At 63.6% G+C, this 21,567-nt stretch carries 20 protein-coding genes; 5 read left to right on the top strand and 15 right to left on the bottom strand.

Annotated elements, in window-relative coordinates:
• Positions 1 to 2 precede the first annotated feature (2 nt).
• The 7 genes from dhaK to lysS form a co-directional block, all read right to left on the bottom strand.
• Positions 3 to 1,004: a dihydroxyacetone kinase subunit DhaK gene (dhaK, locus tag V3C33_19825; protein XAS67634.1), complete on the bottom strand. Its 1,002-nt coding sequence runs from the start codon at positions 1,002 to 1,004 to the stop codon at positions 3 to 5.
• Positions 1,005 to 1,304: 300 nt separating this feature from the next.
• Positions 1,305 to 1,814 carry an amino-acid N-acetyltransferase gene (locus V3C33_19820; GenBank protein XAS67633.1) on the bottom strand — a complete coding sequence of 170 codons (510 nt, stop codon included), beginning with the start codon at positions 1,812 to 1,814 and terminating at the stop codon, positions 1,305 to 1,307.
• A 23-nt stretch (positions 1,815 to 1,837) separates the two neighbouring features.
• Positions 1,838 to 3,982 carry an alpha/beta fold hydrolase gene (locus V3C33_19815; GenBank protein XAS67632.1) on the bottom strand — a complete coding sequence of 715 codons (2,145 nt, stop codon included), beginning with the start codon at positions 3,980 to 3,982 and terminating at the stop codon, positions 1,838 to 1,840.
• A gap of 179 nt (positions 3,983 to 4,161) precedes the next feature.
• Entirely contained in the window at positions 4,162 to 6,654 is a 2,493-nt protein-coding gene (locus V3C33_19810; protein XAS67631.1) for an ATP-dependent Clp protease ATP-binding subunit, read from the bottom strand.
• Between the two features lie 487 nt (positions 6,655 to 7,141).
• A complete protein-coding gene (locus V3C33_19805) occupies positions 7,142 to 7,468 on the bottom strand; it encodes an Lsr2 family protein (GenBank protein ID XAS67630.1) in 327 nt (108 codons plus the stop codon).
• Between the two features lie 134 nt (positions 7,469 to 7,602).
• The gene (locus V3C33_19800) at positions 7,603 to 7,782 is read right to left on the bottom strand and encodes a hypothetical protein (protein ID XAS67629.1); all 180 of its coding nucleotides are present in this window, start codon (positions 7,780 to 7,782) and stop codon (positions 7,603 to 7,605) included.
• Positions 7,783 to 7,784: 2 nt separating this feature from the next.
• On the bottom strand, positions 7,785 to 9,314 hold the full coding sequence (lysS, locus tag V3C33_19795; GenBank protein XAS67628.1) for a lysine--tRNA ligase: 1,530 nt from the start codon (positions 9,312 to 9,314) through the stop codon (positions 7,785 to 7,787).
• A gap of 67 nt (positions 9,315 to 9,381) precedes the next feature.
• On the opposite strand from lysS, the gene V3C33_19790 reads away from it, so the two are divergent.
• The 3 genes from V3C33_19790 (at position 9,382) to V3C33_19780 (ending at position 12,071) form a co-directional block, all read left to right on the top strand.
• Positions 9,382 to 10,323, top strand: coding sequence for an alpha/beta hydrolase (locus V3C33_19790; protein XAS67627.1), 942 nt, complete (start codon positions 9,382 to 9,384; stop codon positions 10,321 to 10,323).
• Complete coding sequence (locus V3C33_19785) at positions 10,320 to 11,174, top strand: alpha/beta hydrolase (GenBank protein XAS67626.1); 855 nt, start codon at positions 10,320 to 10,322, stop codon at positions 11,172 to 11,174. Before V3C33_19790 ends, V3C33_19785 begins: the two co-directional genes overlap by 4 nt.
• Positions 11,175 to 11,237: 63 nt before the next feature.
• On the top strand, positions 11,238 to 12,071 hold the full coding sequence (locus V3C33_19780; GenBank protein XAS67625.1) for an alpha/beta hydrolase: 834 nt from the start codon (positions 11,238 to 11,240) through the stop codon (positions 12,069 to 12,071).
• A gap of 81 nt (positions 12,072 to 12,152) precedes the next feature.
• Here V3C33_19780 and V3C33_19775 read toward each other — a convergent pair whose 3' ends face one another.
• Entirely contained in the window at positions 12,153 to 13,610 is a 1,458-nt protein-coding gene (locus V3C33_19775) for a DHA2 family efflux MFS transporter permease subunit (protein ID XAS67624.1), read from the bottom strand.
• A gap of 232 nt (positions 13,611 to 13,842) precedes the next feature.
• On the opposite strand from V3C33_19775, the gene V3C33_19770 reads away from it, so the two are divergent.
• Both V3C33_19770 and V3C33_19765 read left to right on the top strand, forming a co-directional pair.
• The gene (locus tag V3C33_19770) at positions 13,843 to 14,061 is read left to right on the top strand and encodes a DUF1508 domain-containing protein (GenBank protein XAS67623.1); all 219 of its coding nucleotides are present in this window, start codon (positions 13,843 to 13,845) and stop codon (positions 14,059 to 14,061) included.
• A gap of 173 nt (positions 14,062 to 14,234) precedes the next feature.
• Positions 14,235 to 14,906, top strand: a complete 672-nt coding sequence (locus V3C33_19765) for a FadR/GntR family transcriptional regulator (GenBank protein ID XAS67622.1) — start codon at positions 14,235 to 14,237, stop codon at positions 14,904 to 14,906.
• 15 nt (positions 14,907 to 14,921) lie between these two features.
• Here the strand turns inward: V3C33_19765 and V3C33_19760 are convergent, their stop codons facing one another.
• From V3C33_19760 to V3C33_19730, 7 genes are all read right to left on the bottom strand, one after another.
• The gene (locus tag V3C33_19760; protein XAS67621.1) at positions 14,922 to 15,776 is read right to left on the bottom strand and encodes an amidohydrolase family protein; all 855 of its coding nucleotides are present in this window, start codon (positions 15,774 to 15,776) and stop codon (positions 14,922 to 14,924) included.
• Entirely contained in the window at positions 15,773 to 16,735 is a 963-nt protein-coding gene (locus tag V3C33_19755; GenBank protein ID XAS67620.1) for an aldo/keto reductase, read from the bottom strand. Before V3C33_19755 ends, V3C33_19760 begins: the two co-directional genes overlap by 4 nt.
• Positions 16,732 to 17,046, bottom strand: a complete 315-nt coding sequence (locus V3C33_19750; protein ID XAS67619.1) for an L-rhamnose mutarotase — start codon at positions 17,044 to 17,046, stop codon at positions 16,732 to 16,734. The genes V3C33_19755 and V3C33_19750 overlap by 4 nt, the downstream gene beginning before the upstream one ends.
• Positions 17,039 to 18,331 (bottom strand): alpha-L-fucosidase, encoded by a 1,293-nt coding sequence (locus V3C33_19745; GenBank protein ID XAS67618.1) that lies wholly within the window; start codon positions 18,329 to 18,331, stop codon positions 17,039 to 17,041. The genes V3C33_19750 and V3C33_19745 overlap by 8 nt, the downstream gene beginning before the upstream one ends.
• Positions 18,332 to 18,393: 62 nt before the next feature.
• Positions 18,394 to 19,290, bottom strand: a complete 897-nt coding sequence (locus V3C33_19740; GenBank protein ID XAS67617.1) for a carbohydrate ABC transporter permease — start codon at positions 19,288 to 19,290, stop codon at positions 18,394 to 18,396.
• Positions 19,280 to 20,242: a sugar ABC transporter permease gene (locus tag V3C33_19735; GenBank protein ID XAS67616.1), complete on the bottom strand. Its 963-nt coding sequence runs from the start codon at positions 20,240 to 20,242 to the stop codon at positions 19,280 to 19,282. The genes V3C33_19740 and V3C33_19735 overlap by 11 nt, the downstream gene beginning before the upstream one ends.
• 48 nt (positions 20,243 to 20,290) lie before the next feature.
• The gene (locus tag V3C33_19730; protein ID XAS67615.1) at positions 20,291 to 21,529 is read right to left on the bottom strand and encodes a sugar ABC transporter substrate-binding protein; all 1,239 of its coding nucleotides are present in this window, start codon (positions 21,527 to 21,529) and stop codon (positions 20,291 to 20,293) included.
• Between the last annotated feature and the right edge of the window lie 38 nt (positions 21,530 to 21,567).

Below are 21,567 nucleotides of genomic sequence, written 5' to 3'. Positions count from 1 at the left end.
CGCTAGACTCCCCAGCGCAGGGCAGCGGTGTGCACCGGAGCGTCCCAAAGTCCGGTCAGCTCATCGTCCAGCCGCAGCACGGAAATGGAGCAGCCCTGCATCTCCAGGGCGGTGATGTAGTTGCCCACCAATGAGCGCTCGACCGTGATGCCCTTCTCCGTCAGCACCTGCACGGCCCGGCGGTACACAATATAGAGCTCGCTCAGCGGAGTTCCGCCCATTCCGTTGACGAACAGGAGCACCTTTTCGCCGGAGGCAACGCCCAGATCGCTGAGGACGGGTTCCAGCAGGCGGTCGGTGATCCCGTCCGCGTTTTCCATGGGGATCCGGTGCCTGCCCGGTTCGCCGTGGATGCCGATGCCGATCTCGATTTCGTTTTCCTCGAGGTCGAAGCTGGGCACCCCCGCGTGCGGGACGGTGCAGGCAGACAATGCCACACCCATGGTGCGGACGTTCTGGTTGACGCGGTCCCCGATCGCAGCAACGGCATCAAGGGCATCCCCGCGCTCGGCCGCGGCGCCGGCGATCTTTTCCACCAGAACGGTTCCACCCACGCCGCGCCGGCCGGCCGTATACAGCGAATCCTCCACGGCGACGTCGTCGTTGACCAGCACGGTGCGGACTTCAACGCCCTCCGCCTGTGCCATTTCCGCGGCAGTTTCGAAGTTCAGGACGTCGCCGGTGTAGTTCTTGACGATATGGACCACCCCCGCGCCGGAGTTGACGGCGAGCGTGGCCGGAATGATCTGGTCCGGCGTCGGCGAGGTGAAAACGGCACCCGGCACGGCGGCGTCGAGCATCCCCAACCCCACAAAGCCGGCGTGCAGGGGTTCATGCCCGCTGCCTCCGCCGGAAACCAGTCCCACTTTCCCGGCGACGGGCGCGTCCTTGCGCGTGATGAATTTCGGTTCCGCACTGATGGTCACGAGATCCGCATGAGCAAGGCCAAAGCCTTCGACGGATTCGTCAACCACGGCACGGGGATCATTGATGAGCTTCTTCATGGCAGTGCTCCTGGGCTCTCGGTGCTTCCTGGAGGGTGTGGTTTGACCCTACTACCGTGGCCGGTGCTGCGGTAGATCCGTCCATCCGTATGTGGAAACGGCGGAAGGGACAGCCCCCAATGACTGTCCCTTCCGCCCATGAGTCAGCCGCCCTTGTTCGTTCGCAGCCACACACAGCCGCCAGTTTATCCATCAAATTGATATGAGGGAAGTCGCGAAATCCCCAAAATGGCCTCGGACAGAGCCTCGTCCGGGGCTCTTCAGGCGGCGGCCCTGGAGGCGCGGCGGTGGAGGGCGGTGCTACAGATGCTTGATCATGCGCGTGTTACCCAGGGTATTGGGCTTCACCCGTGCCAGGTCCAGGAATTCGGCAACACCTTCGTCATGCGAACGCAGGAGCTCGGAGTAGACGTCCGGGTCCACTGCCGTCTGGTCTGCCATGACCTCGAAGCCGTGCCGTTTGAAGAAGTCCACCTCGAATGTCAGGCAGAAAACCCGCGTGACGCCCAGTGCTCTCGCCTCATCCAGCAGGCTCTCCACGAGGACATGGCCCACGCCCCTGCCGCGCCACGAATCGGACGCGGCCAGGGTGCGGACTTCAGCAAGGTCTTCCCACATCACGTGCAGGGCACCGCAGCCGATCACCTCGCCGCCGGCCGACTCTGCGATCCGGAACTCCTGCAGGCTTTCGTAATAGGCCACCGTTTCCTTGGCCATCAGGATCCGCTGCTCGGCCAAAGGAGCCACAAGCAGCTTGATGGCGGCCACATCGCCGGTGCGGGCAGGACGGATATTGATGGAGTCAGTCACAGGCCAATCTTACGGTGGACACGCTAAAGCCCCAGCTCAGCCGGGACTGGCAGCTCCTGGCCCAGGACGTTCCTGCCGAGGAAATGCTCCACAACGCCGTACCAGACCTTGGCGTGCTGCGGCTGCAGGATCCAGTGGTTCTCGTCCGGGTAGAAGAGGAAACGGTGGGCCGTCTGACCGTTTTCGTCCGCGGCCAGCTGCGACCTGGACAGCAGCTCGTACCAGAGGCGCAGCCCTTCACCGATGGGGACGCGATAGTCCTTGTCGCCATGGATCACCAGCATGGGCGTCTTGATGTTCTCCACGTGCAGGTGCGGGGAATTCTCCATGGCCATCTCGGCGGTCATTTCCTTGAGCCAGTACTGGGACGCGTCGGTCGTCGGTCCGAACTGGTCCAATGCCCACAGGCTGGCGTGGGTCACGATCGCCGTGAAACGGTCGGTCTGGCCCGCAACCCAGTTGGCCATGTAGCCGCCGAAGGATCCGCCCATGGCCGCCGTGCGGCTTTCATCAATGTCCTGGCGCTCCACCACAGCATCCGTGATGGCCATCAGGTCCGTGTAGGGCGCCTTGCCCCACTCACCCCAGCCACGTTGTATGTGCGCCTGGCCGTACCCGGTGGAGAGCGCAGGATCCGGCAGCAGCACGGCATATCCCTTCGCGGTGAGCAGCCACGGGTTCCACCGCCAGGTCCAGGCATTCCAGGAAGCCAGCGGACCGCCATGGATCCAAAGCAGCAGGGGAACCGGGCTGTCCGCTGACGCACCCTCCGGCAGAGCAAGGTAGGCAGGAACGCGGGATCCGTCTGCCGCCGTCGTCTCCACGCGCTCCAGCGTCCCCTGATACACCGGCCGGTCCGCAGGCGCAGGGAGCCTGGTCACGTCGCCGGCGGCCAGGTCAATCCGCACAGCCTCCGCAGGGAATTCGTACGAACTGCGCAGCGCATAGGCGCTGAGACCGTCCGGCGAAACCACGACGTCGGTGTAGGCCGCCGCGTCGGCCGTCACCCGGGTGACACTCTCCAGAGCGGCACCCGCCGCAACATCGATCCGGAAAACCGGCGACGCGCCGTCGTCGTCCGCCGTGGCCAGAAGCCCCGAACCGTCCGGCAGCCAGGCGCACGGGTGGGCCCAGCGGTCCCAGTCGTGAACCAGCGGCGCGAGGCGGTCGCCGCCGATGTGCGTGCTGGAAAGATCCAGCAGGTGCAGCTTGACCTGCGGCGCCTCGAGCGGAGTGGTGTCGCTTTCACTGACCACCACCAGAGTCCTGCCGTCCGGGCTGACCGGCCCAGGGAAATAGCTCATGCCCTCCTGATCAAGCAGGACTTTCTGCGTGCCGGCGGCGACGTCGACCGCCACCAGGACCGAGCGGATATCCGCCTTCGCGAGGGGCTTGGCGAAGCTGCTGTAGATGGTTTTGCCGTCCGGGCTGACCACCTGCTGGGCCTCGCGGAGCCGGGCGCCTGCGTCCGGGGTGAGGTTCCGGAGCTTCAGGGGCGGGGCTGAGTCCACCGTGGATGGCTTGCCCCGATCCTGCGCTTCGCCGGGCTCCACGGCGAAAATGCGCGGCTGGCCAGGGCCAAGATCGGCGTCCCAGTAACGCACCGGGTATTCGCTGTGCAGGATGGCCGCGACCTTGTTGTCACTGCGGGCTTTCCGGCGTTCCTCGTCGTTCTCCTCATCGGTGGAGCCGGCCAACACCGATGCGCTGACAAAGGTGGCGTCCGCGTCCTTGGCGGCCATCACCCCGCCCACGCCGCCGGCTCGGGAAAGGACTACCCGCGCTTCGCCGCCGTCTGCCGGGAGCAGCCAGAGTGCGTTCACGGGTTCGCCGTCCGGGCTGTCCGGATCTGGCCGGGCGGAGGTGAAATAGACGTCGCCGTTGGCCGCAAACACAGCCCCGGCCGCGCCCTTGGCGCTCCTCGTGATGCGGCGGGCGTGCTTCGCCCCTGACGGATCCAGCTCCCACAGGGCGGTGGCAAATTCTGTGCCCTTTCCGTTCAGCGTGGACACCGTGGTTACCAGCCGCTGACCGTCCGGACTGAGTGCCAGGCCGCTGACGCGCGGGATCGCCAGATAGTGGTCCATATCGTGGAAGGGGGTCAGCGGTTGTTCGTTCAGGGTCTCTGAATCGCTGGTGGCGCCGGTGGGCGTTTCATTGGAAGACATGATCCGATTCAACACTGGCTGTGCCCTGGATCACAGGGAGTTCTCTACGAGTGAACCGCTGCTTTCAGATCGGCCGGGGTTGGGGCCAAGGCAGAAGCCCCGCCTGCTCCCTTGCGGGGCGTGGGCGGGGCTTCTTGGTTGGACTGCGAGCCTGGGCTTGATGCCCCTGCCGGTTACACCTAAACGCTCGGTGCGATCTCCGGGATACGCGGCTTGGCGTTGCCGGCGAAGGTGAACTTGGCGTCGTCGCCTTCGCCGTCCACATCCACCACCACGATGTCGCCCGCGTGGATCTCTCCGAATAGGATCTTCTCGGAGAGCTGGTCCTCGATCTCGCGCTGGATGGTGCGGCGCAGCGGCCGGGCACCCATGGCTGGATCGTAGCCGCGGGTGGCCAGGAGCACCTTGGCCGCGGTGGTGAGCTCGATACCCATGTCCTTGTCTTGGAGGCGCTTCTCCAACCGGCCCATCATGAGGTCCACGATCTCGATGATCTCGTCCTGGGTCAGCTGCGGGAAGACCACAACGTCGTCAACACGGTTCAGGAACTCGGGACGGAAGTGCTGCTTGAGCTCCTCCGTGACCCGGGCACGCATCCGGTTGTAGCCGGTCTGGGTGTCCGTGCCGGACTGGAAACCGGTGGCAACGCTCTTGGAGATGTCCCGGGTACCCAGGTTGGTGGTCATGATGATCACGGTGTTCTTGAAGTCCACCACCCGGCCTGCACTGTCGGTCAGGCGGCCGTCTTCGAGGATCTGCAGCAGCGAGTTGAAGAGGTCCGCGTGGGCCTTTTCCACTTCATCGAACAGGACCACGGAGAACGGGCGGCGGCGGACCTTCTCTGTCAGCTGCCCGCCTTCCTCGTAGCCAACGTAGCCCGGGGGCGCACCGAAGAGACGCGACACCGTGTGCTTCTCCGAGTACTCAGACATGTCAAGGGTGATCAGGGCATCTTCTTCACCGAAGAGGAATTCAGCAAGAGCCTTGGCGAGCTCGGTCTTGCCGACGCCTGTGGGGCCGGCGAAGATGAAGGAGCCACCAGGACGCTTGGGGTCCTTGAGGCCTGCACGCGTGCGGCGGATCGCCTGGGACAGGGCCTTGATGGCCTCGTTCTGGCCCACCACGCGCTTGTGCAGTTCGTCTTCCATATGCAGCAGGCGCGAGGACTCTTCCTCGGTCAGCTTGAAGACCGGGATGCCGGTGGAATTTGCGAGCACTTCCGCGATCAGGTCCTCGTCAACCTCGGAGATGTCATCCATGCCGCCGGTCTTCCAGTGGCGTTCCTTCTCGGAGCGCTCGGTGATGAGCCTCTGTTCCTTGTCTCGGAGAGAGGCGGCACCTTCGAAGTCCTGCGCGTCAATCGCGGACTCCTTCTCCATCTTGAGTACGGCGATGCGCTCGTCCATCTCCTTAAGCTCCGGCGGGGCGGTCATCCTGCGGATGCGGAGCCGCGCACCGGCTTCGTCGATGAGGTCGATCGCCTTGTCCGGCAGGAAGCGGTCCGATATGTACCGCTCGGAGAGCTTCGCTGCGGAGACGAGGGCGCCGTCGGTAATGGTGACGCGGTGGTGTGCCTCGTAGCGGTCACGCAGGCCCTTGAGGATCTCAATTGCATGCGCAACAGAGGGCTCCTTGACCTGGATGGGCTGGAAGCGGCGTTCCAGGGCGGCGTCCTTCTCGATGTGCTTGCGGTACTCATCAAGGGTGGTGGCGCCGATGGTCTGGAGCTCACCGCGGGCCAGCATGGGCTTCAGGATGGAGGCCGCATCAATGGCGCCTTCGGCGGCTCCGGCACCCACAAGGGTGTGGATTTCATCAATGAACAGGATGATGTCGCCGCGGGTGCGGATCTCCTTGAGAACCTTCTTGAGGCGCTCTTCGAAGTCACCGCGGTAGCGGGAGCCGGCCACGAGGGATCCGAGGTCAAGCGTGTACAGCTGCTTGTCCTTGATGGTTTCCGGGACGTCCCCGCGGACGATCGCCTGGGCGAGGCCTTCGACGACGGCCGTCTTGCCGACGCCGGGCTCACCGATGAGCACAGGGTTGTTCTTGGTGCGGCGGGAAAGGACCTGCATGACGCGTTCCATTTCCTGTTCACGACCAATGACAGGGTCCAGCTTGTTCTCGCGCGCAGCCTGAGTCAGGTTGCGGCCGAACTGGTCCAGCACAACAGAGCCGGCAGGGGTGCCTTCAGCCTGGCCGGGGCCAACGCCTGCGCCGCTTGTCTCTTTGCCCTGGTAGCCGGACAGCAGCTGGATGACCTGCTGGCGGACGCGGTTAAGGTCCGCGCCGAGCTTGACCAGCACCTGCGCGGCAACGCCTTCACCCTCGCGGATGAGTCCCAGCAGGATGTGCTCCGTGCCGATGTAGTTGTGGCCGAGCTGCAGGGCCTCTCGCAGTGAGAGCTCAAGCACCTTCTTGGCGCGGGGGGTGAAGGGGATGTGACCGGAGGGAGCCTGTTGCCCCTGGCCGATGATCTCCTGCACCTGCTCGCGAACGCCGTCGAGCGAAATGCTCAAGGACTCAAGAGCTTTGGCGGCAACGCCCTCACCCTCATGGATCAGACCCAAGAGGATGTGTTCGGTACCGATGTAATTGTGGTTCAGCATGCGTGCCTCTTCTTGGGCAAGCACAACTACGCGACGGGCACGGTCCGTAAATCGCTCAAACATTTCGCCACACTCCTAGCTACGACGTACTTTGATGCTACGTGGCGGTGAACGTTTTTAGGGGCTTGTTCGCCACGGGGGAAACCGTGACGGGATCAGGCCGGTGCGCGGGGTCTGCTGGGTCGTGATAGCGGGAGCCTGCAGCGGAGGTTGGCATGAGTCAATGTCCACGCCGGGCTATGGCACGCACAGGCCCTGGCTGCGGCATTTCCCTGCGCACGAATGGGTGTGGGAGCGCCTGCTTCTAACTAAGTCCGCTGCTTATGCCGGGATGCATTGTTCAGCGTGGCTTCGGACGGCTTACCCACATGCAGAATCGGACTAAGTCGGATTTATTGAAGCTGCAAGTTCCGGCCCGCGCATGAATGTACTCCGGTCAATATCCTGCGTGGTCACGGCACAATAAGGCCAGTTGCAGATCAGAAGCACGAAAAAGCCAAGCCCCGCCAATTGGCAGGGGCTTGGCTTATGACTCCGTGTGAGTACAGCGCTAGGAATTCGCCTTTTGGTACGCTTCCTGGATTTCCGCCTGGATGCGGCCGCGGCTGTTAACCGTGTAGCCGTTCTCCCGGGCCCACTGGCGTATCTGAGCCGAGTCCTGGTTCCGTCCGGCAGTGACCTTATTGCGGGTGGCGCGACCGGTGGACGTTTTGCGGCCCGATGTAACAACTCGCTTGAGAGCAGAACGCAGCTCTGAAGCATTGGCCGATGACAGGTCAATTTCATAACTGACGCCGTCAAGGCCAAAACGGACAGTTTCGTCCGCGGATCCCCCATCCAGATCATCCACAAGGATGATGTTTACTTTCTGTGCCATGAATAATCTCTCTTTGGGAAAGTCGGTGTATTCAGAAAAGCAGGATGTAACTGTATAAAGTATCTCCCCCGATATGGCAACGCGTCAAAACGGGAAATGGTTCCTGTCGAAATCCGCAGAAAAATGCAGGCTCGCTATTTGTCCGGGTCGTCAGACTGGCCGGCATCTGGACCGGCATTCAGGGCGTCCGCCTCGGCCTGGGCGCGGGCCTCAGCGCGGCGCTCGGACTTATCGGCGTTAAAGATCGATTTCATGGCGAACCAGAAAATGAGACCCACCACTAATGAGGGCAGCAGCACAGCTACATATTCCATGATCAGTTGACCTCGGGCTTCAGCAGCGGGAAGAGAATGGTTTCGCGGATGCCCGCCCCGGTGAAGAGCATGACCAGACGGTCAATTCCGAGGCCGATCCCGCCCATGGGCGGAGCCCCGTATTCAAGTGCCCGGAGGAAGTCCTCGTCCAGCTGCATGGCTTCGACATCACCGGCCGCAGCGTGGCGGGACTGCTCCGTGAGGCGTTCGCGCTGGATCACGGGGTCAATGAGTTCGGAGAACGCGGTGCCGCGTTCCATTCCGCCGATAATCAGGTCCCAGGCTTCGATCAGGCGGTCGTCGTCGCGGTGCTGGCGGGCCAGCGGCTGGGCGGACGGCGGGTAGTCGTAGACGAAAGTGGGGTTCATGAGGGTGGGCTCAACGATTTCGCCGAACAGTTCAACAGCCAGCTTCTCGGCATCCCACTTGGGATCCGCCTTGACCTCGTGGCGGGCGGCAACCTCCCGCAGCACTTCAACCGTGGTGTCAGGCGTAATCTCCTGGCCGACAGCCTCCGAGAGCCCCGGGTATACGGACAGCCAGGCCCAGTCGCCGTCCAGGTTGATCTCGCCGGTTTCTGTGTGGATGGTGCGCCCCACGCCGGCGGCGTCCGCGGCGTCCAGGATGATTTCCTTGATGCGGTCCGCCATCACGAACTGGTCCGCCCAGGCTTCGTAGCACTCGAGGGTGGTGAATTCGGGGCTGTGGGTGGAATCCACGCCCTCATTGCGGAACACCCGGCCCATGTCGTAGACGCGGTCGATCCCGCCCACCACGGCGCGCTTAAGGTACAACTCGGTGGCGATGCGCAGGGTCATCTTCTGATCGAAGGCATTCATGTGGGTCTCGAACGGCCGGGCCAGGGCGCCGCCGTGGACCAGCTGGAGCATGGGGGTTTCCACTTCGACGTAGTTACGCCGGTGCAGGCTTTCCCGGACGGATCGTGTGACGGCAGCGCGGGTGTAAACCATTTCGCGTGCTTCGTCGCGCACCATCAGGTCCACGTAGCGCTGGCGGACGCGGGTTTCCTCGTTCAGCCCGGCATGCAGCACAGGCAGCGGGCGCAGGGCCTTGGACGCCATGGACCAGGACTCGGCCATGACGGAGAGCTCGCCGCGGCGGGAGGAGATGACCTCACCCTTGACGAACACGTGGTCGCCGAGGTCAACCAGGGCTTTCCAGTCGGCGAGCGCTTCCTCGCCTACATTCGCCAGGCTCAACATGGCCTGGAGCCGGGTGCCCTTGCCGTCGACACCGCCTTCCTGCAGGGTGGCAAAGCAGAGCTTGCCGGTGTTCCGGACAAACACGATGCGGCCGGTGACGCCAACAACATCGCCAGTGGTTTCGTCAGCCTCAAGGTGGGCGTACTTTTCACGGATTTCACTCAACGAATGTGTGCGCTCAACACCCACCGGATACGCCTGGGCGCCGCGTTCGATCAGCTTGGCGCGCTTCTCCATGCGGATGCGCATCTGCTCACTGGCATCGGCGGGCTCGGCAGCGTTCGGGGTGGGGGTGTTTTGGGAAGTCACAATTCCCAAGTTTACCGGGAGTTGGGCCTGCCCACTTCCGGCGGCCGTACAGGCATAGACTCGGGCTGTGGAGACCCGGACAGTTGAAGCTGACGACGGCGGCGGACACCTCCAGGTGCACTCCTTCCGTCCGGCGGCAATCACCTCCGGGTCAATCACCTCTGCGGGAGGCGGACCGGCAGCGGCGGCTGCACCCGGCGTCGTCGTTATTCACGGAACCTTGGTGACCGACGCCCTGTACCGTCCGTTCGCGCGGAAACTCAGCCTTCTGCTGAGGCGGCCCGTGCATTGCTATGACCGCCGTGGCAGGGCCCGTTCGGCGCCGCAGCCGGATGACTACTCTGTGGCTACGGAAATCAGCGATCTTGCAACGGTGATGCGTGAAACCGGTTCGGCGGACATCGTTGCCCACAGCTATGGCGGCTTCGTGGCGCTGCAGGCCGCGCGGCACGTCGCGCTGCGGCGGCTGGTTACCTATGACGCCGCGGTGTCCCTGTCCGGAAATCTCAGCCACCGCTGGCGCCCGGAGCTGGAACAGGCCGTGGCTGAAGGGCAGCCCAACCACGCTTGGGCGCACCTGGTCAAGGGGCTGGCCACGGCCGGACCGGTGTCTTTCCTGCCTCTCGGGGCGCTGCGGATGCTGAGCATCCTGTCCGCCCGGACCAACCTCGGTGCGGAAATGCGCGAGCTGCTGCCCACCGCGGTGGCCGAGATGCGCGCTGTCCTTGATGCCGACGCCGAGCTCCAGGATTTTGTGGGCATCACCACCCCCACGCTGATGCTCTGCGGCAGCTGGAGTCCGGGCTACTTCGCCGAGACCGGGCGCCAGCTCGCCGCGGCAGTCCCCTCAATTGAATTTGCAGTTGTGCCGGGGCAGCTGCACGAGGGACCCATCCGGCCCGGGAAGCGGCTCGCCGTCAAAGTGGCGCGGTTCCTCAACGGCACCGACGGCCTGGAGAGGGCACGCCGGAAACCGGCACGGGACCATCACTTTAGGATGGGACGGTGAAAGAACAGGCAATCCCCACGCACGACGGCGGCCAGCTGGCTTTGTACAGCTACGGCACCGAGGACGCACCCGGCGAGCGCCGCATAGTGCTGATCGGCGGCGCATTCCTGACGGCTCTCATCTACCGGCCTTTTTCCCTGGCACTTTCCAAGGGCCTAGGCGAGGACTGGGCGGTGGACGTGTACGACCGCCGCGGCCGGGGCAACTCCACCGAACAGCCGGCTGACTATTCAATGGCAACGGAAATCGCCGACGTCCGGACCATCATGGACGCCACCGGGGCCAGAAACATCCTGGGCCACAGCCTTGGCGGCTCAGTGGCTCTCAACGCGGTCCAGGAGTTCGCCGGAACCAGCTACGAACCAGACAAATTGGCCGTGTATGACGCCGCAGTCAACATCGACGGCAGCGTGGACACAGCCTGGCTGGATGGGTTTGCGGAGTCCGTGAACGCCGGCAACGTGGGGCACGCCCTTGCCCGGCTCAAGCGCGGCATGCAGCCCGGAACGGCCATGGCCAAAGTCCCTGAACCGATCCTCGCCGGGCTGATGGCTGTGGTCTCGCATACCAGGGTGAACAAACTGTTCAGGGAGCTGATGCCCAGCGGCGTGGGCGAGCTCAAAGCCGCCTACGACGAAGCCGAGCACGTCAGGGATTTCTCCGTGCTGCCCGCCAACACCCACTTTATGGTGGGCGGCAAAAGCCCTGACTATTACAAGATCACGGCGGAACGGCTGCATGCGGCGGTTCCGGGCAGCACCTTCGAGTTATCTCCCGAAGGCTTCCATGGCTCCATTCCGGCTGCGGTTAAGGAACTCGTCACCGACATCTCGGAGTATTTCAAGATCTGACGTTTTCAGGCCGGGCGCGCCGTCCTGCTGTCCCGCTGCCGGCACCTCGGTTAGGCTCGGAGCATGACCCGCGAGAACATCAAGACCTCCGACGGCGGCTCGATTGAGCTCTACACCACGGGCGCGGAGCCGGCTTCTGCCGGCTCGGGAATCGTTGTGGTGCCCGGTTCGATGGTATTGGCCACCGACTACACCAAGTTTGCGCAAAAACTGAGCGCAGCGCTGGGACGGCCCATCCACACGGTGAACCGGCGTGGACGCGGTGATTCGTCCGCCCAGGCAGACGATTACACACTCGCCGCGGACATCCGCGACCTCGATGCGGTCATGAAACACACCCACAGCACGGATGTCTTTGGCCACAGCTTCGGTGGCGCGCTGGCGCTGCACGCGGCCCGCACCTTGCCCGTGGAGCGGCTGGCCGTCTATGATCCCGCCGTGTCAGTGAACGGCAGCGTCAAGGCCGACTGGGCACCGGAGTACGAACGCGCCACCGATGCCGGCGAATATGACCGCGCCCTGGCGGTCCTGGTCAAGGGCCTTGAGACGGGCGGGGCCTTTGCCCGGATGCCGCTGTCCATGCTGACGCTCGCCAACAAGCTCACGGCCGGGACGCACATGGGCAAGCAGATGCGTGAGCTGATGCGAACCGGCGTCCGCGAAATCAAGGCGATCATTGCTGCTGACATGCCGGCCGAGCCGTTCCTGGAACTGCCACTTGAGACCCTGATCATTGTGGGGGAAAAAAGTCCGGCCTACTTCGGGGTTGCCTGCGGCCAGATCCACGACGTCCTGTCCGGCTCCAGCTACACCATCCTGCCGGGCTTCGGCCACGACGGCGTGAACCGCGCGCCGGACAAACTCATCACCGAGCTGCGGGACTTCTTCGCCGGCTAGGGAGCCCCGCCGTCGAAATCGCCGGAACCCTGCGAGATCGCCGTAAATTTCCAGCGATCTGGCAGGTTTCCGGCGAATTCGTCACGCGGGCTCGGTTTTGCGCATCATGGCGGCCAGCACGACGGCGGCAACGGCTATGACGGTTGCGGTCAGGAACGCTGCATTCATGCCTGCGACGAGACCCGCGCCTGCCGAAACCACTGCGAAGATCGAAACGAGCAGCGCCGTACCGGCAGCACCCGCCACCTGCTGCAGAGTGCTCATGATGGCCGAACCATGTGAGTACAGGTGGGGCGGCAACGGGTTCAGTCCGGTGGTGAACGCGGGTGTGAACAGCAGCGACAGGCCGACGCTCAGGCCAACATGCAGTGCCACAATCCAGCCCACGGGTGTGCCTGCGTTGAGCATGGAGAACTGCCAGAGCGCCAGCACCATCATGATCGAGCCGGTGACAGTCAGCGGCAGCGGTCCGATCTTGTCAAAGAGCCGGCCGATCACCGGACCGAGCAGGCCCATCGCGAGTCCGCCCGGCAGCAAGGCGAGTCCCGTCTCGAGCGACTTCAGGCCGCGGATTTCCTGCAGGTAGAGCGGCAGCAGGATAACCGCACCGAAGAGTGCCACCATGGCCACCACCATCAGGAGCACGGAGACTGTGAACATTCGGAAGTTGAAGGCGCGCAGGTCCAGCAGCGGTGCCTCCGATTTCTGCAGTTGGAGCTGACGGAGCACAAACGCCAGGAGGCTGATCACGCCGATGACCAGCGCTGTGACAGCCATAGTGCTTGGTCCGCTTTGGCCTTCGTGGCCTCCGCCAATCTGGCTCAGCCCGTAAACGAGGCCACCGAACGCGGGAATGGTCAGCACTACGGACAGGAAATCGAGGCGCGTTTTTTCGGTCTCGCCCACGTTCGTGAGGAACTTCGCGCCGATGGCCAGAGCCACGAGGGCGATGGGCAGGACGAAGACAAACATGAAGCGCCACGAGAAGTGTTCCAGAATGAGGCCGGAAACCGTGGGGCCCATGGCCGGAGCCACCGAGATGGCGATGCTGACGTTTCCCATCACGGCGCCGCGGCGTGCAAGAGGCACCAGAGTGAGAATGGTGGTGATCAGCAGGGGCAGCATGATGGCCGTGCCGCCTGCCTGGATGATCCGGGCCAGCAACAGGATCTCGAAGCCGGGAGCCACGGCCGCCAGCGCGGTGCCGCCGGCGAACAACCCCATGGCCAGCATGAACACCGCACGCGTGGACAGACTCTGCAGGATAAATCCCGTGGTGGGGATAACCACCGCCATGGTGAGCATGAAGCCGGTGGACAGCCACTGGACAGTCGGCGCGTCCACCTGCAGGTCAACCATCAGGCGCTGCAGGGCAACGTTCATGATGGTTTCGTTGAGAATCACCACGAATGTGGCCACCAGCAGGGTCACGATGATAGTGACGGATTCACGCGACATCTTCTGGGGCTGGGACGTCGATTCTGCAACAGACGCCTGCACGGGTTCGCCGTGGGCGTTTGAAGAGACTTCTGTAGACATGGATGTTCCCCTCAGGAGTCTGACGTGGTGGTGAGCGAGCGTCGTCGCTGCAGGTTCCAACATTCTAACCGCTGGAGTAATTCCCGGTTGGGGAACATCCGCGGATCGGCGTAGCAACGCGACCCGACGCACAACTTCTTCGTAACAACGATTGACACGCCTTGTCATATACTTGTGGTTTGAGTCTTGGGAAGCGACAACTCGGGCATCACCGGATGGAAGGAACAACATCATGGCTGGAACCTTCGAACTCGTCGCCGCTGACAATGACGGAGTCCGTATCCTGCTCGTCAGCGGAACAGGCAGTGTCCTGGCCGTTTCTGGCACGTTCGGGGACAGGGCCGCCGCGGCAGCCGGCGTCACGGCAATCCGCGAACATGCCGCAACTGCTCATATCTCTGACCGGATAAGCGCTCCGGACGCAGGGAACAGCCCGGGAATTGAGCCCTAGGAGTCCCGCACCGCGAGAGGCTGCAAGTCCACCAGTGCTTCGGTGGACTCAAGGCCAAGGGGTTCGCGGGCATTGGCGTGACGGCACCAACTGGACCCGGGCTAGGCGCTTCCTTGCCGTTTTATCGGAACCGCCGCATCAAACATCCGATCAATTCCGGCTAGAATGCACCCATGGCTGTAACTGACGAGGCAATCGGCAAAATCAAGGACATGTTGATCCGTGGCGAACTCAAGCCAGGTGACCGGCTGCCGCCCGAAAAGGAGTTGAGCGAACGCCTTGGCCTGTCCCGCAGCTCGCTCCGGGAATCCGTCAAAGCCCTTGAGCTCATCCGGGTCCTGGACGTCCGCCGGGGAGACGGCACCTACGTCACCAGCCTGGATGCGAAACTGCTCAACGAGGCAGTCGCTTTTGTAGTTGACCTCCACCAGGACCGGTCCATACTGGAGCTCTTCGAGGTCCGGCGAATCCTGGAGCCCGCCACGGCATTCATGGCCGCCGGCAAGATCACGGCAGAAGAGATCACTGAGCTGCGCGCCGCAATGGCCGGCATCAATGAAGACACCGCCGTGGAGGAACTGGTGACCCACGATCTCGAATTCCACGGAATCATTGCCCGGGCGGCGGGCAATGCGTACCTGGGCAGCCTGTTGGAAGCACTTTCCAGCAGCACGGTGCGTGCCAGGATCTGGCGGGGACTGACCCAGGATAAAGCCGTCTCGCACACCCTCGCGGAGCACAAGGCAATAGCGGACGCCCTGGCACGCGGCGACGCCGAGCTGGTGCGGGCCCTGGTAACGGTCCACATCAGCGGCGTGGAGAACTGGCTGCGCCAGGCACTCTGAACGCGGCCTGCAGGGCTAATTCAGCCGGTACACCCGACGGGCTGTTCCTGCGAGGAGGTCTCGTCTTTCGCTTTCTGACAGTTCCGAAGCCAGTTCCAATAGAACCCGTGTTGTCTCCCGATAGCCTGCCGTCTGTGCGCTCACCGGCCAGTTCCCGCCGAACATCAGGCGTCCGGGGCCAAAGCTCTTCAACGCTTCCTCCCACAGGGGACGGAGCGCTTCAGCGGAATGAGGCACCCCGGGGAGCTGCAGCCCGGAGACCTTGGCTACCGCGTTGGGCAGCTCCGCCAACGCACGGAATACGTCCCGCCAGGATTGGAGTTCACCTCCGCTGGAACCCAGCGGCGGCTTCCCCAGATGGTCCAGCACAATGGTCAGCTCCGGGAGCGCCCGAGCGAGCTCCACCGTGGCGCCCAGGTGCCGTGGCCAGGCATCCGGGACGTCAAACGCCAGTCCGCGCCGGGCAACTTCCGCCAGAGAGATCCGGACCTCCGGCAGGGCCAGGAAGCCGTTGCGCGGATCGTCGTGGACCAGATGCCGGACGCCGCGGAACAGCGGATCGGCGTTGAGCCGTTCCAGCTCCCGTTCGGCCAGCCGCGGATCATCCAGCTGAATCCAACCCACAACACCGGCAATCCACGTATTGTCCCGTGCTGCGGCCAGCATGAACTCCGTGTCCGCGGCGGTATCATCCGCCTGCACCAGCACGGCCCGGGCTACACCGGCGGAAGCCAGCTCGGCGCGGGCTTCCCCGGCGGAAAAGCTTCTGTGCAGGGCACCATGCTGCGGGCCGAGCCATCCGTAACCGCCGGCATCGAGGTCCCACAGGTGCAGATGGGCATCGATGATGTCCGTGTCAGAATCCTTCACGAGGGAATCATCCCTTGCCGCTCCAGTTCGTCCCAGAGCGCTTCGGGGATCTCCTCAGCCGCCCGCGCAACGATCTGGTCCATCTGCGCCGGACTGCTGGCCCCCACCACCACGGACCGCACCGCCGGGTGCCGCATGCTGAACTGGAGTGCCGCCGTCGGAAGTTCCACGCCGAAACTCCGGCAGACGTCCGCCAGTGCACGGGCCTTCTGGAGAATCGCGGCAGGCGCCGGAGCGTAGTTGTAGTGCGCGTTGTGCGGCACTTCCGGCCGGGCCAGCAGTCCGGAGTTGTAGACGCCCACATTTACGACGCCGGTGCCCCGCCGTTTGCACGCCGGCAACAGTTCCGCCGCGGCCGGCTGTTCCAGGAGGGTGTAGCGTCCGGCCAGCATCACCAGGTCCAGGTCGGCGCGGTTGACGCACTCCGTGAGCGCTTCCGCCGAGTTTGAACCGACGCCGATGGACGCCACAATGCCTTCGCCCCGGAGCTTTAAAAGCGCCGGGAGGGCCTGGCTGATTCCTTCTTCGAGATCATAGACGTCGGGGTCATGGAGATACGCGATGTCGATGCGGTCCAGGCCAAGGCGGTCCAGTGAGTCTTCAATACTGCGGCGGATCCCTGCCTCGCTGGGATCCCAGCGGCGCCTGGTGGTGGCCGGAACCGCGAAACCCTGGTCATCCATGTCGCCGGGTTCGGCCGCCGGGTTGGTTTCCAGCACCCGTCCTACCTTGGTGGACAACAGGAAATCCCCGCGGGGTTTGTCGCGCACTGCCGCGCCGAGCCGCCGCTCCGAGAGTCCCAGGCCATAGTGCGGAGCGGTATCGAAATACCGCACGCCGCCACTCCAGGCCGCCTCAACGGTGGCGGCAGCAACGCCGTCGTTCATTTCCTTGTAGAGGTTACCGATGCCGGCACCGCCGAAGCCCAGCCACCCGGGGGCCGCCAGGTCGGTACTCATGGCAGGCTCCAGACCAGCGGGATCCCGGTGTCATCCCCGGAGTAGTCGTCTTCCACGTCCAGCAGTCCGGCCATGCGCGCCTGCCACGCGATGTTGGCCGGGTGCCCGGCGAGTGCGTGGCGCATTGCCTGGTAGTCGTCCACGTCCACCAGATGGAATAGGTCCAGGCCGCTGCGCCAGATGCGCCAGTTCCGGACACCGGCCTCTTTCAGGGCAGTTGCCAGCTCGGCCGGAATCGCCGCGTGGGCGTCCTCATAGTCCTGCTCCGCCCCTGGCTTGAGCGTGGTGTGCAGGGCAATCGTCTCAGGCACCGGTGGCACCGGATTTGAGGAAGAGTTCCAGCACGGGGACGGCGACGTCGGGCCGCTGCACCGGGAGCTTGATGGTCAGTGTTCCGGCGGGCTGAGCCCCCGGCGTCGTATTGTAGGCCTCCTGGCCGGAATCGTTGTCCTGGATGAATACCTCCGAAGCATCGTTGAGCAGCTGGGCATACTCCACCTTGCCCGCCAGTCCCGGCAGGTGCGCGAACTCGAACGGCCAGGCGAAGAGGTGGACGTAGAGCCTGTCGCCGCGCTGCGTGTAGCGGGCGTCCGCCGGCGGAGTAAGAGACGACGGCCCGGCCCCGTAGATGGACCGCCCGTGCAGGTGCATCCACTCCCCGATTCCCTGCAGTGACGCCTCAGCCCGGGGGTCGAAGTTGCCGCGTGCGGTTGGACCCACGTTCAACAGCAGGTTGCCACCCTTGGATACGCCGTCCACCAGCATGCGGATCAGCAGATCCACGGACTTGTAGTTCAGGTTGTCGCGGTCGTATCCCCAGCTGCCGTTGAGGGTCTGGCATGCCTCCCAGACGACGGGCTTGCCCTCCACGAGCATCGGGCCGGCAGGCTGGTACTGCTCCGGAGTGACGAAGTGGCCCGGGATGTCCAGGCGGTCGTTGACCACAATGCCGGGCTGGAGCTCGCGCACCATGGCCAGGAGTTCTTCAGATCCCCAGTCCTTCTTGCCCTTGCCGCCCCAGAACTCATCCGGGTTGGCGTCGGAGTAGGAGAAATCGAAGAACAGGTAGTCGATGGTGCCGTAGTTGCTGAGGAGTTCACGGACCTGGCCGTGCAGATAGTCCCGGTAGCGGCCCATGTCCCGGCCGGCGTTCAGCTCCGCCACGTTGCCGGCACTGCGCTGGGGGTGCACACCGTCCACGGTGAAGTCCGGGTGGTGCCAGTCGATCAGCGAGTGGTAGAAACCCACCTTGAGTCCCTCGGCGCGCAGGGCCTCCACGTAGGTGGCGACCAGGTCCCGGCCGGCCGGGGTGTTGGTGGACTTGTAGTCCGTGAGCGCGGAGTCCCACAGGCAGAAGCCCTCGTGGTGCTTGGTGGTGAGCACCACGTACTTCATCCCGGCTTCCCGGGCGGCACGGGCCCATGCCTGCGGGTCGTACAGGTCCGGATCAAAGCGCTGGAAGTACTTGGCGTACTCCTCCGCGGTGGTTTCCTCCTTGTTCATCACCCATTCGTGGCGGGCGGGGAGTGCGTACAGGCCCCAGTGGACGAACATGCCGAATCGGGCCTCTTCAAACCAGGGTGCGTGCTGAATCAAGGTAACTCCTTCTAAATGGTTTTTCTCTGAGGGATAAAACTGAGGGGGTGAACGTGTCGGATTCAGCGTCCACCCAGTCCGCTGGTGGCAATGCCTTTGACGAGATGTTTCTGAAGCAGTATCAGCAGCAGCAACGTCGGGGCCATGGAAATCACCGCGGCGGCCATCACCAGGTGCCACTGGGATCCCTGCGCGCTGAAGAACATCTGCAGGCCCAGCGGGACCGTGCCCAGATTGCTGACGTCGTTGATCACGATCAGCGGCCAGAGGAACGAGTTCCAGTAGCCGATGAAGCTGAACACCGCGAGCACAGCCAGGGTGGGCCCCGCCAGCGGCAGCATCACCAGAAGAAAGGTCTTCACGGTCCCCGCCCCGTCGACCCGGGCGGCGTCGTCGAGCTCCTGCGGCACGCCCAGGAAGAACTGGCGCAGCAGGAAAGCCCCAAAAGCGGTGAATGCCCAGGGGACAATCAGCGACTGGAAGGTATTGACCCAGCCGATCTGCTGCATCATGACGAACATCGGGACCACCAGGACTTCCTGCGGAATCATCAGCGTCGCGAGGAATACCACGAAGATCAGGTTCCGCCCGCGCCACCTCAGCCGCGAGAAGGCGTAGCCGGAGAGCACCGAGACAGTCACGTTCAGGATGGTGCCGAGTCCGGCGACCAGCAGCCCGTTGCCCATGAAGCGGAGGAAGGGCAGGTAGTTCAACGCCTCCGTGTAGTTCTGCCAGCGGAATGCCGAGCCGAACAGTGTCGGCGGGATGCCGAATACTTCCGCGGGGTCTTTGAAGGATGTCGCCACCATGTAGATCAGCGGCGACAGGAACGCGAGAGCGATCAGGCACAGGAGGAGATAGCCGATGGCCGGGCGGATGCGGGATTTGGCCTGGGGGCGCTTGATATCCCGGGGGCGCTTGATATTCTGCGGCTTCGCAGCCGTAAGCTCAGCCGTCATAGTGGACCCATTTCTTCTGTCCGAGGAACTGCACTGCCGTGACGCCGAGAATGATCACGAAGAGCACCCACGCGGCGGCGGAGGCCAGTCCCAATTGGTGGAACTGGAAGCCCTGGTTGTAGATGTACAGCACGATGGTGGACGTTGAAGAACCGGGACCGCCCTTGGTCAGGATGAAGGGTTGGGCAAAGACCTGGAACGAGGTGATCAGCGTCATCATGGTGGCAAAGAAGATCGACGGCGAGATCATCGCGAGCTTGATCTTCCAGAAAATTGTCCAGGCGTTGGCTCCGTCGATCTGGGCGGCTTCGGTCAGGTTTTCCGGCACGGCATCCAGGGCCGCCGAGAAGATCAGCATGTTGTAGCCGAAGCCCTGCCAGACGCTCATCACCACGATGGCGATCATGGCCCAGTTCTCATCGCCCAGGAAGTTCGGCGCCGCAACGCCCGTGGTGGTCTGCATGATCCCGTCGATCAGTCCTCCCTGCTGGTAGAGCAGCCGCCAGACGACGACGTTGGCAACGACCGGGGTGATGGCCGGGATGAAGAAGATCACCCGGAAGATATGCCGGCCCTTGATCCGGGGCGTCAGCCAGGCCGCCAGCCCCAGGGACACTACGAGGTTCAGCGGCACGTACAGCACCACGAAGAGCACTGTGTTGAGGACCACCTGTCCGAAGATCGGGTCGGTCAGGATCTTCGTGTAGTTATCCAGCCCCAGGAAGCTGGGTGTGCCCAGCAGCGGCCAGTTGAACAGGCTGATCACCAGTGATACAGCTATGGGCAAGAGGGTGAAGATTGCCAGGCCGGCGCCGTGCGGTGCCGCGAAGGCACCGCCCCAGCCGGTTTTGCGTCCAACGTGGCGCCGGCTGGCTTCGTCCTGTTTGGCGTGTGCCAGTTCTTCTTCAGCCGACTCAAGCAGCGCTGTGCCTGAACCTATCGGTACAGTCATGTCGAATCCTTCCTGGCCATGCTCACCGGCCGCCTGCTTGGACCAGCATTATTTCGGGAGCTGGGATGCGACGTCCTTCATGACGTCGCTGGCGCTTTGCTGGCCGTTGATGGACTTGACCAAGTACTGGTCGAGCAGCTTGCCGAGCTGGTCGCCGTTTGGGCTTCCGGGCAGCGGGATTGCGGTTTTCAGGGCGCCGATGAGCGCGTCCCCTACTCCGGGTATGCCGGCATTATCAATCCACTTGCTCTGCTCCGCGGTACGGGCTGCGAATGCGCGCCCGGAGGTAGCAAGCTCACCCAGAACCTTCTCCCCTGTCATAACCTTCAAGGCGGCAAAGGCCTTATCCGGCGTGGGGCACTGCTTGGAGATTCCCCAGCCTGAGCCTGCGCTGTAGGTCTTTCCGCCGCCCGGGCCGGCGGGCAGTGTTGTGACGCCAACCTTGAACTTCGCCTTGGACTTCGTGTCCAGCACCGACCATGGGCCGTCGATGCTCATCGCGGTACGTCCGGACAGGAATTGGTTGCCGCTGAAGGAGGGGTCTCCGCCAGGTAGCTGCGGCGACACTTTTTCCTTGTTGGTCAGATCGGAGACCCACTGCAGGCCTGTGGCGAAGTCGGCATTGGATGCGTCGATGCTGCTGTCGTCCTTGACGATGCGTCCGCCGTTGTAGGCCAGCACCTGTGACTCAACAAAGATGTCTGAGGAATTCGGCGCAATCGCGTACTTCCCGCCGCTGGTCAGTTTCTTCGACGCCGCAAGAAACTCGTCCGCGGTCCAGCCTGACTTGGGCTCGGGCACTCCGGCCGCGGCAAACATGTCCTTGTTGTAGAACATGACCACCGGGCCAACATCATAGGGCAGCGCGTACAGCTTGCCGTCCACGGTGAGGCCCTGGATCATCGATTGATCGAAGGCGCCAAGGTCCACGTTGTTGCTTTTCACCAGGTCGTCCAGAGGCAGCATTCCGGGCGCGAGCTGGCCCGTGCGCAGGCTCTGCGTGGCCACAAGACAGGGCGCGGTATTGGAGCTGAGCTGGGTGCTCATCTTGGTGAAGTGATCTGCGAAGGTGGAGCCCTGCAAGGTGATCTTGACATCTCCCAGCGTGGCGCTGGTATCGTCGGCTATTTTCTGCCAGGCGTTCTGATCCTCCGTTCCACCGACCCACATGGCCCAGTTCATCGCGGTCTTTCCGTCCGCCGTCGTCGTTGACGGGCTGCTGCTGCAGCCTGCAAGGCCGATCAGGCCCAGGGCAAGTGCACCTGCCGCTAACGCTTCTTTGCGCATAATCCTTACCGTACTTTCATTCGTTGGAATTGAGAGGA

The sequence above is a fragment of the Micrococcaceae bacterium Sec5.7 genome (assembly GCA_039636785.1).
Classification (GTDB): domain Bacteria; phylum Actinomycetota; class Actinomycetes; order Actinomycetales; family Micrococcaceae; genus Arthrobacter.
The sequence above is the reverse complement of the archived record's forward strand: the minus strand, read 5'-3'. Positions and strand labels throughout refer to the sequence as shown.

Coding starts and splice junctions, on each gene's coding strand:
- V3C33_19805 (XAS67630.1), bottom strand. CDS start 7,468: ATGGCACAGAAAGTAAACATCATCCTTGTGGATGATCTGGATGGGGGA.
- V3C33_19735 (XAS67616.1), bottom strand. CDS start 20,242: ATGACTGTACCGATAGGTTCAGGCACAGCGCTGCTTGAGTCGGCTGAA.
- V3C33_19810 (XAS67631.1), bottom strand. CDS start 6,654: ATGTTTGAGCGATTTACGGACCGTGCCCGTCGCGTAGTTGTGCTTGCC.
- V3C33_19765 (XAS67622.1), top strand. CDS start 14,235: ATGGCTGTAACTGACGAGGCAATCGGCAAAATCAAGGACATGTTGATC.
- V3C33_19815 (XAS67632.1), bottom strand. CDS start 3,982: ATGTCTTCCAATGAAACGCCCACCGGCGCCACCAGCGATTCAGAGACC.
- dhaK (XAS67634.1), bottom strand. CDS start 1,004: ATGAAGAAGCTCATCAATGATCCCCGTGCCGTGGTTGACGAATCCGTC.
- V3C33_19770 (XAS67623.1), top strand. CDS start 13,843: ATGGCTGGAACCTTCGAACTCGTCGCCGCTGACAATGACGGAGTCCGT.
- V3C33_19780 (XAS67625.1), top strand. CDS start 11,238: ATGACCCGCGAGAACATCAAGACCTCCGACGGCGGCTCGATTGAGCTC.
- V3C33_19800 (XAS67629.1), bottom strand. CDS start 7,782: ATGGAATATGTAGCTGTGCTGCTGCCCTCATTAGTGGTGGGTCTCATT.
- V3C33_19730 (XAS67615.1), bottom strand. CDS start 21,529: ATGCGCAAAGAAGCGTTAGCGGCAGGTGCACTTGCCCTGGGCCTGATC.
- V3C33_19740 (XAS67617.1), bottom strand. CDS start 19,290: ATGACGGCTGAGCTTACGGCTGCGAAGCCGCAGAATATCAAGCGCCCC.
- V3C33_19775 (XAS67624.1), bottom strand. CDS start 13,610: ATGTCTACAGAAGTCTCTTCAAACGCCCACGGCGAACCCGTGCAGGCG.
- V3C33_19755 (XAS67620.1), bottom strand. CDS start 16,735: ATGAGTACCGACCTGGCGGCCCCCGGGTGGCTGGGCTTCGGCGGTGCC.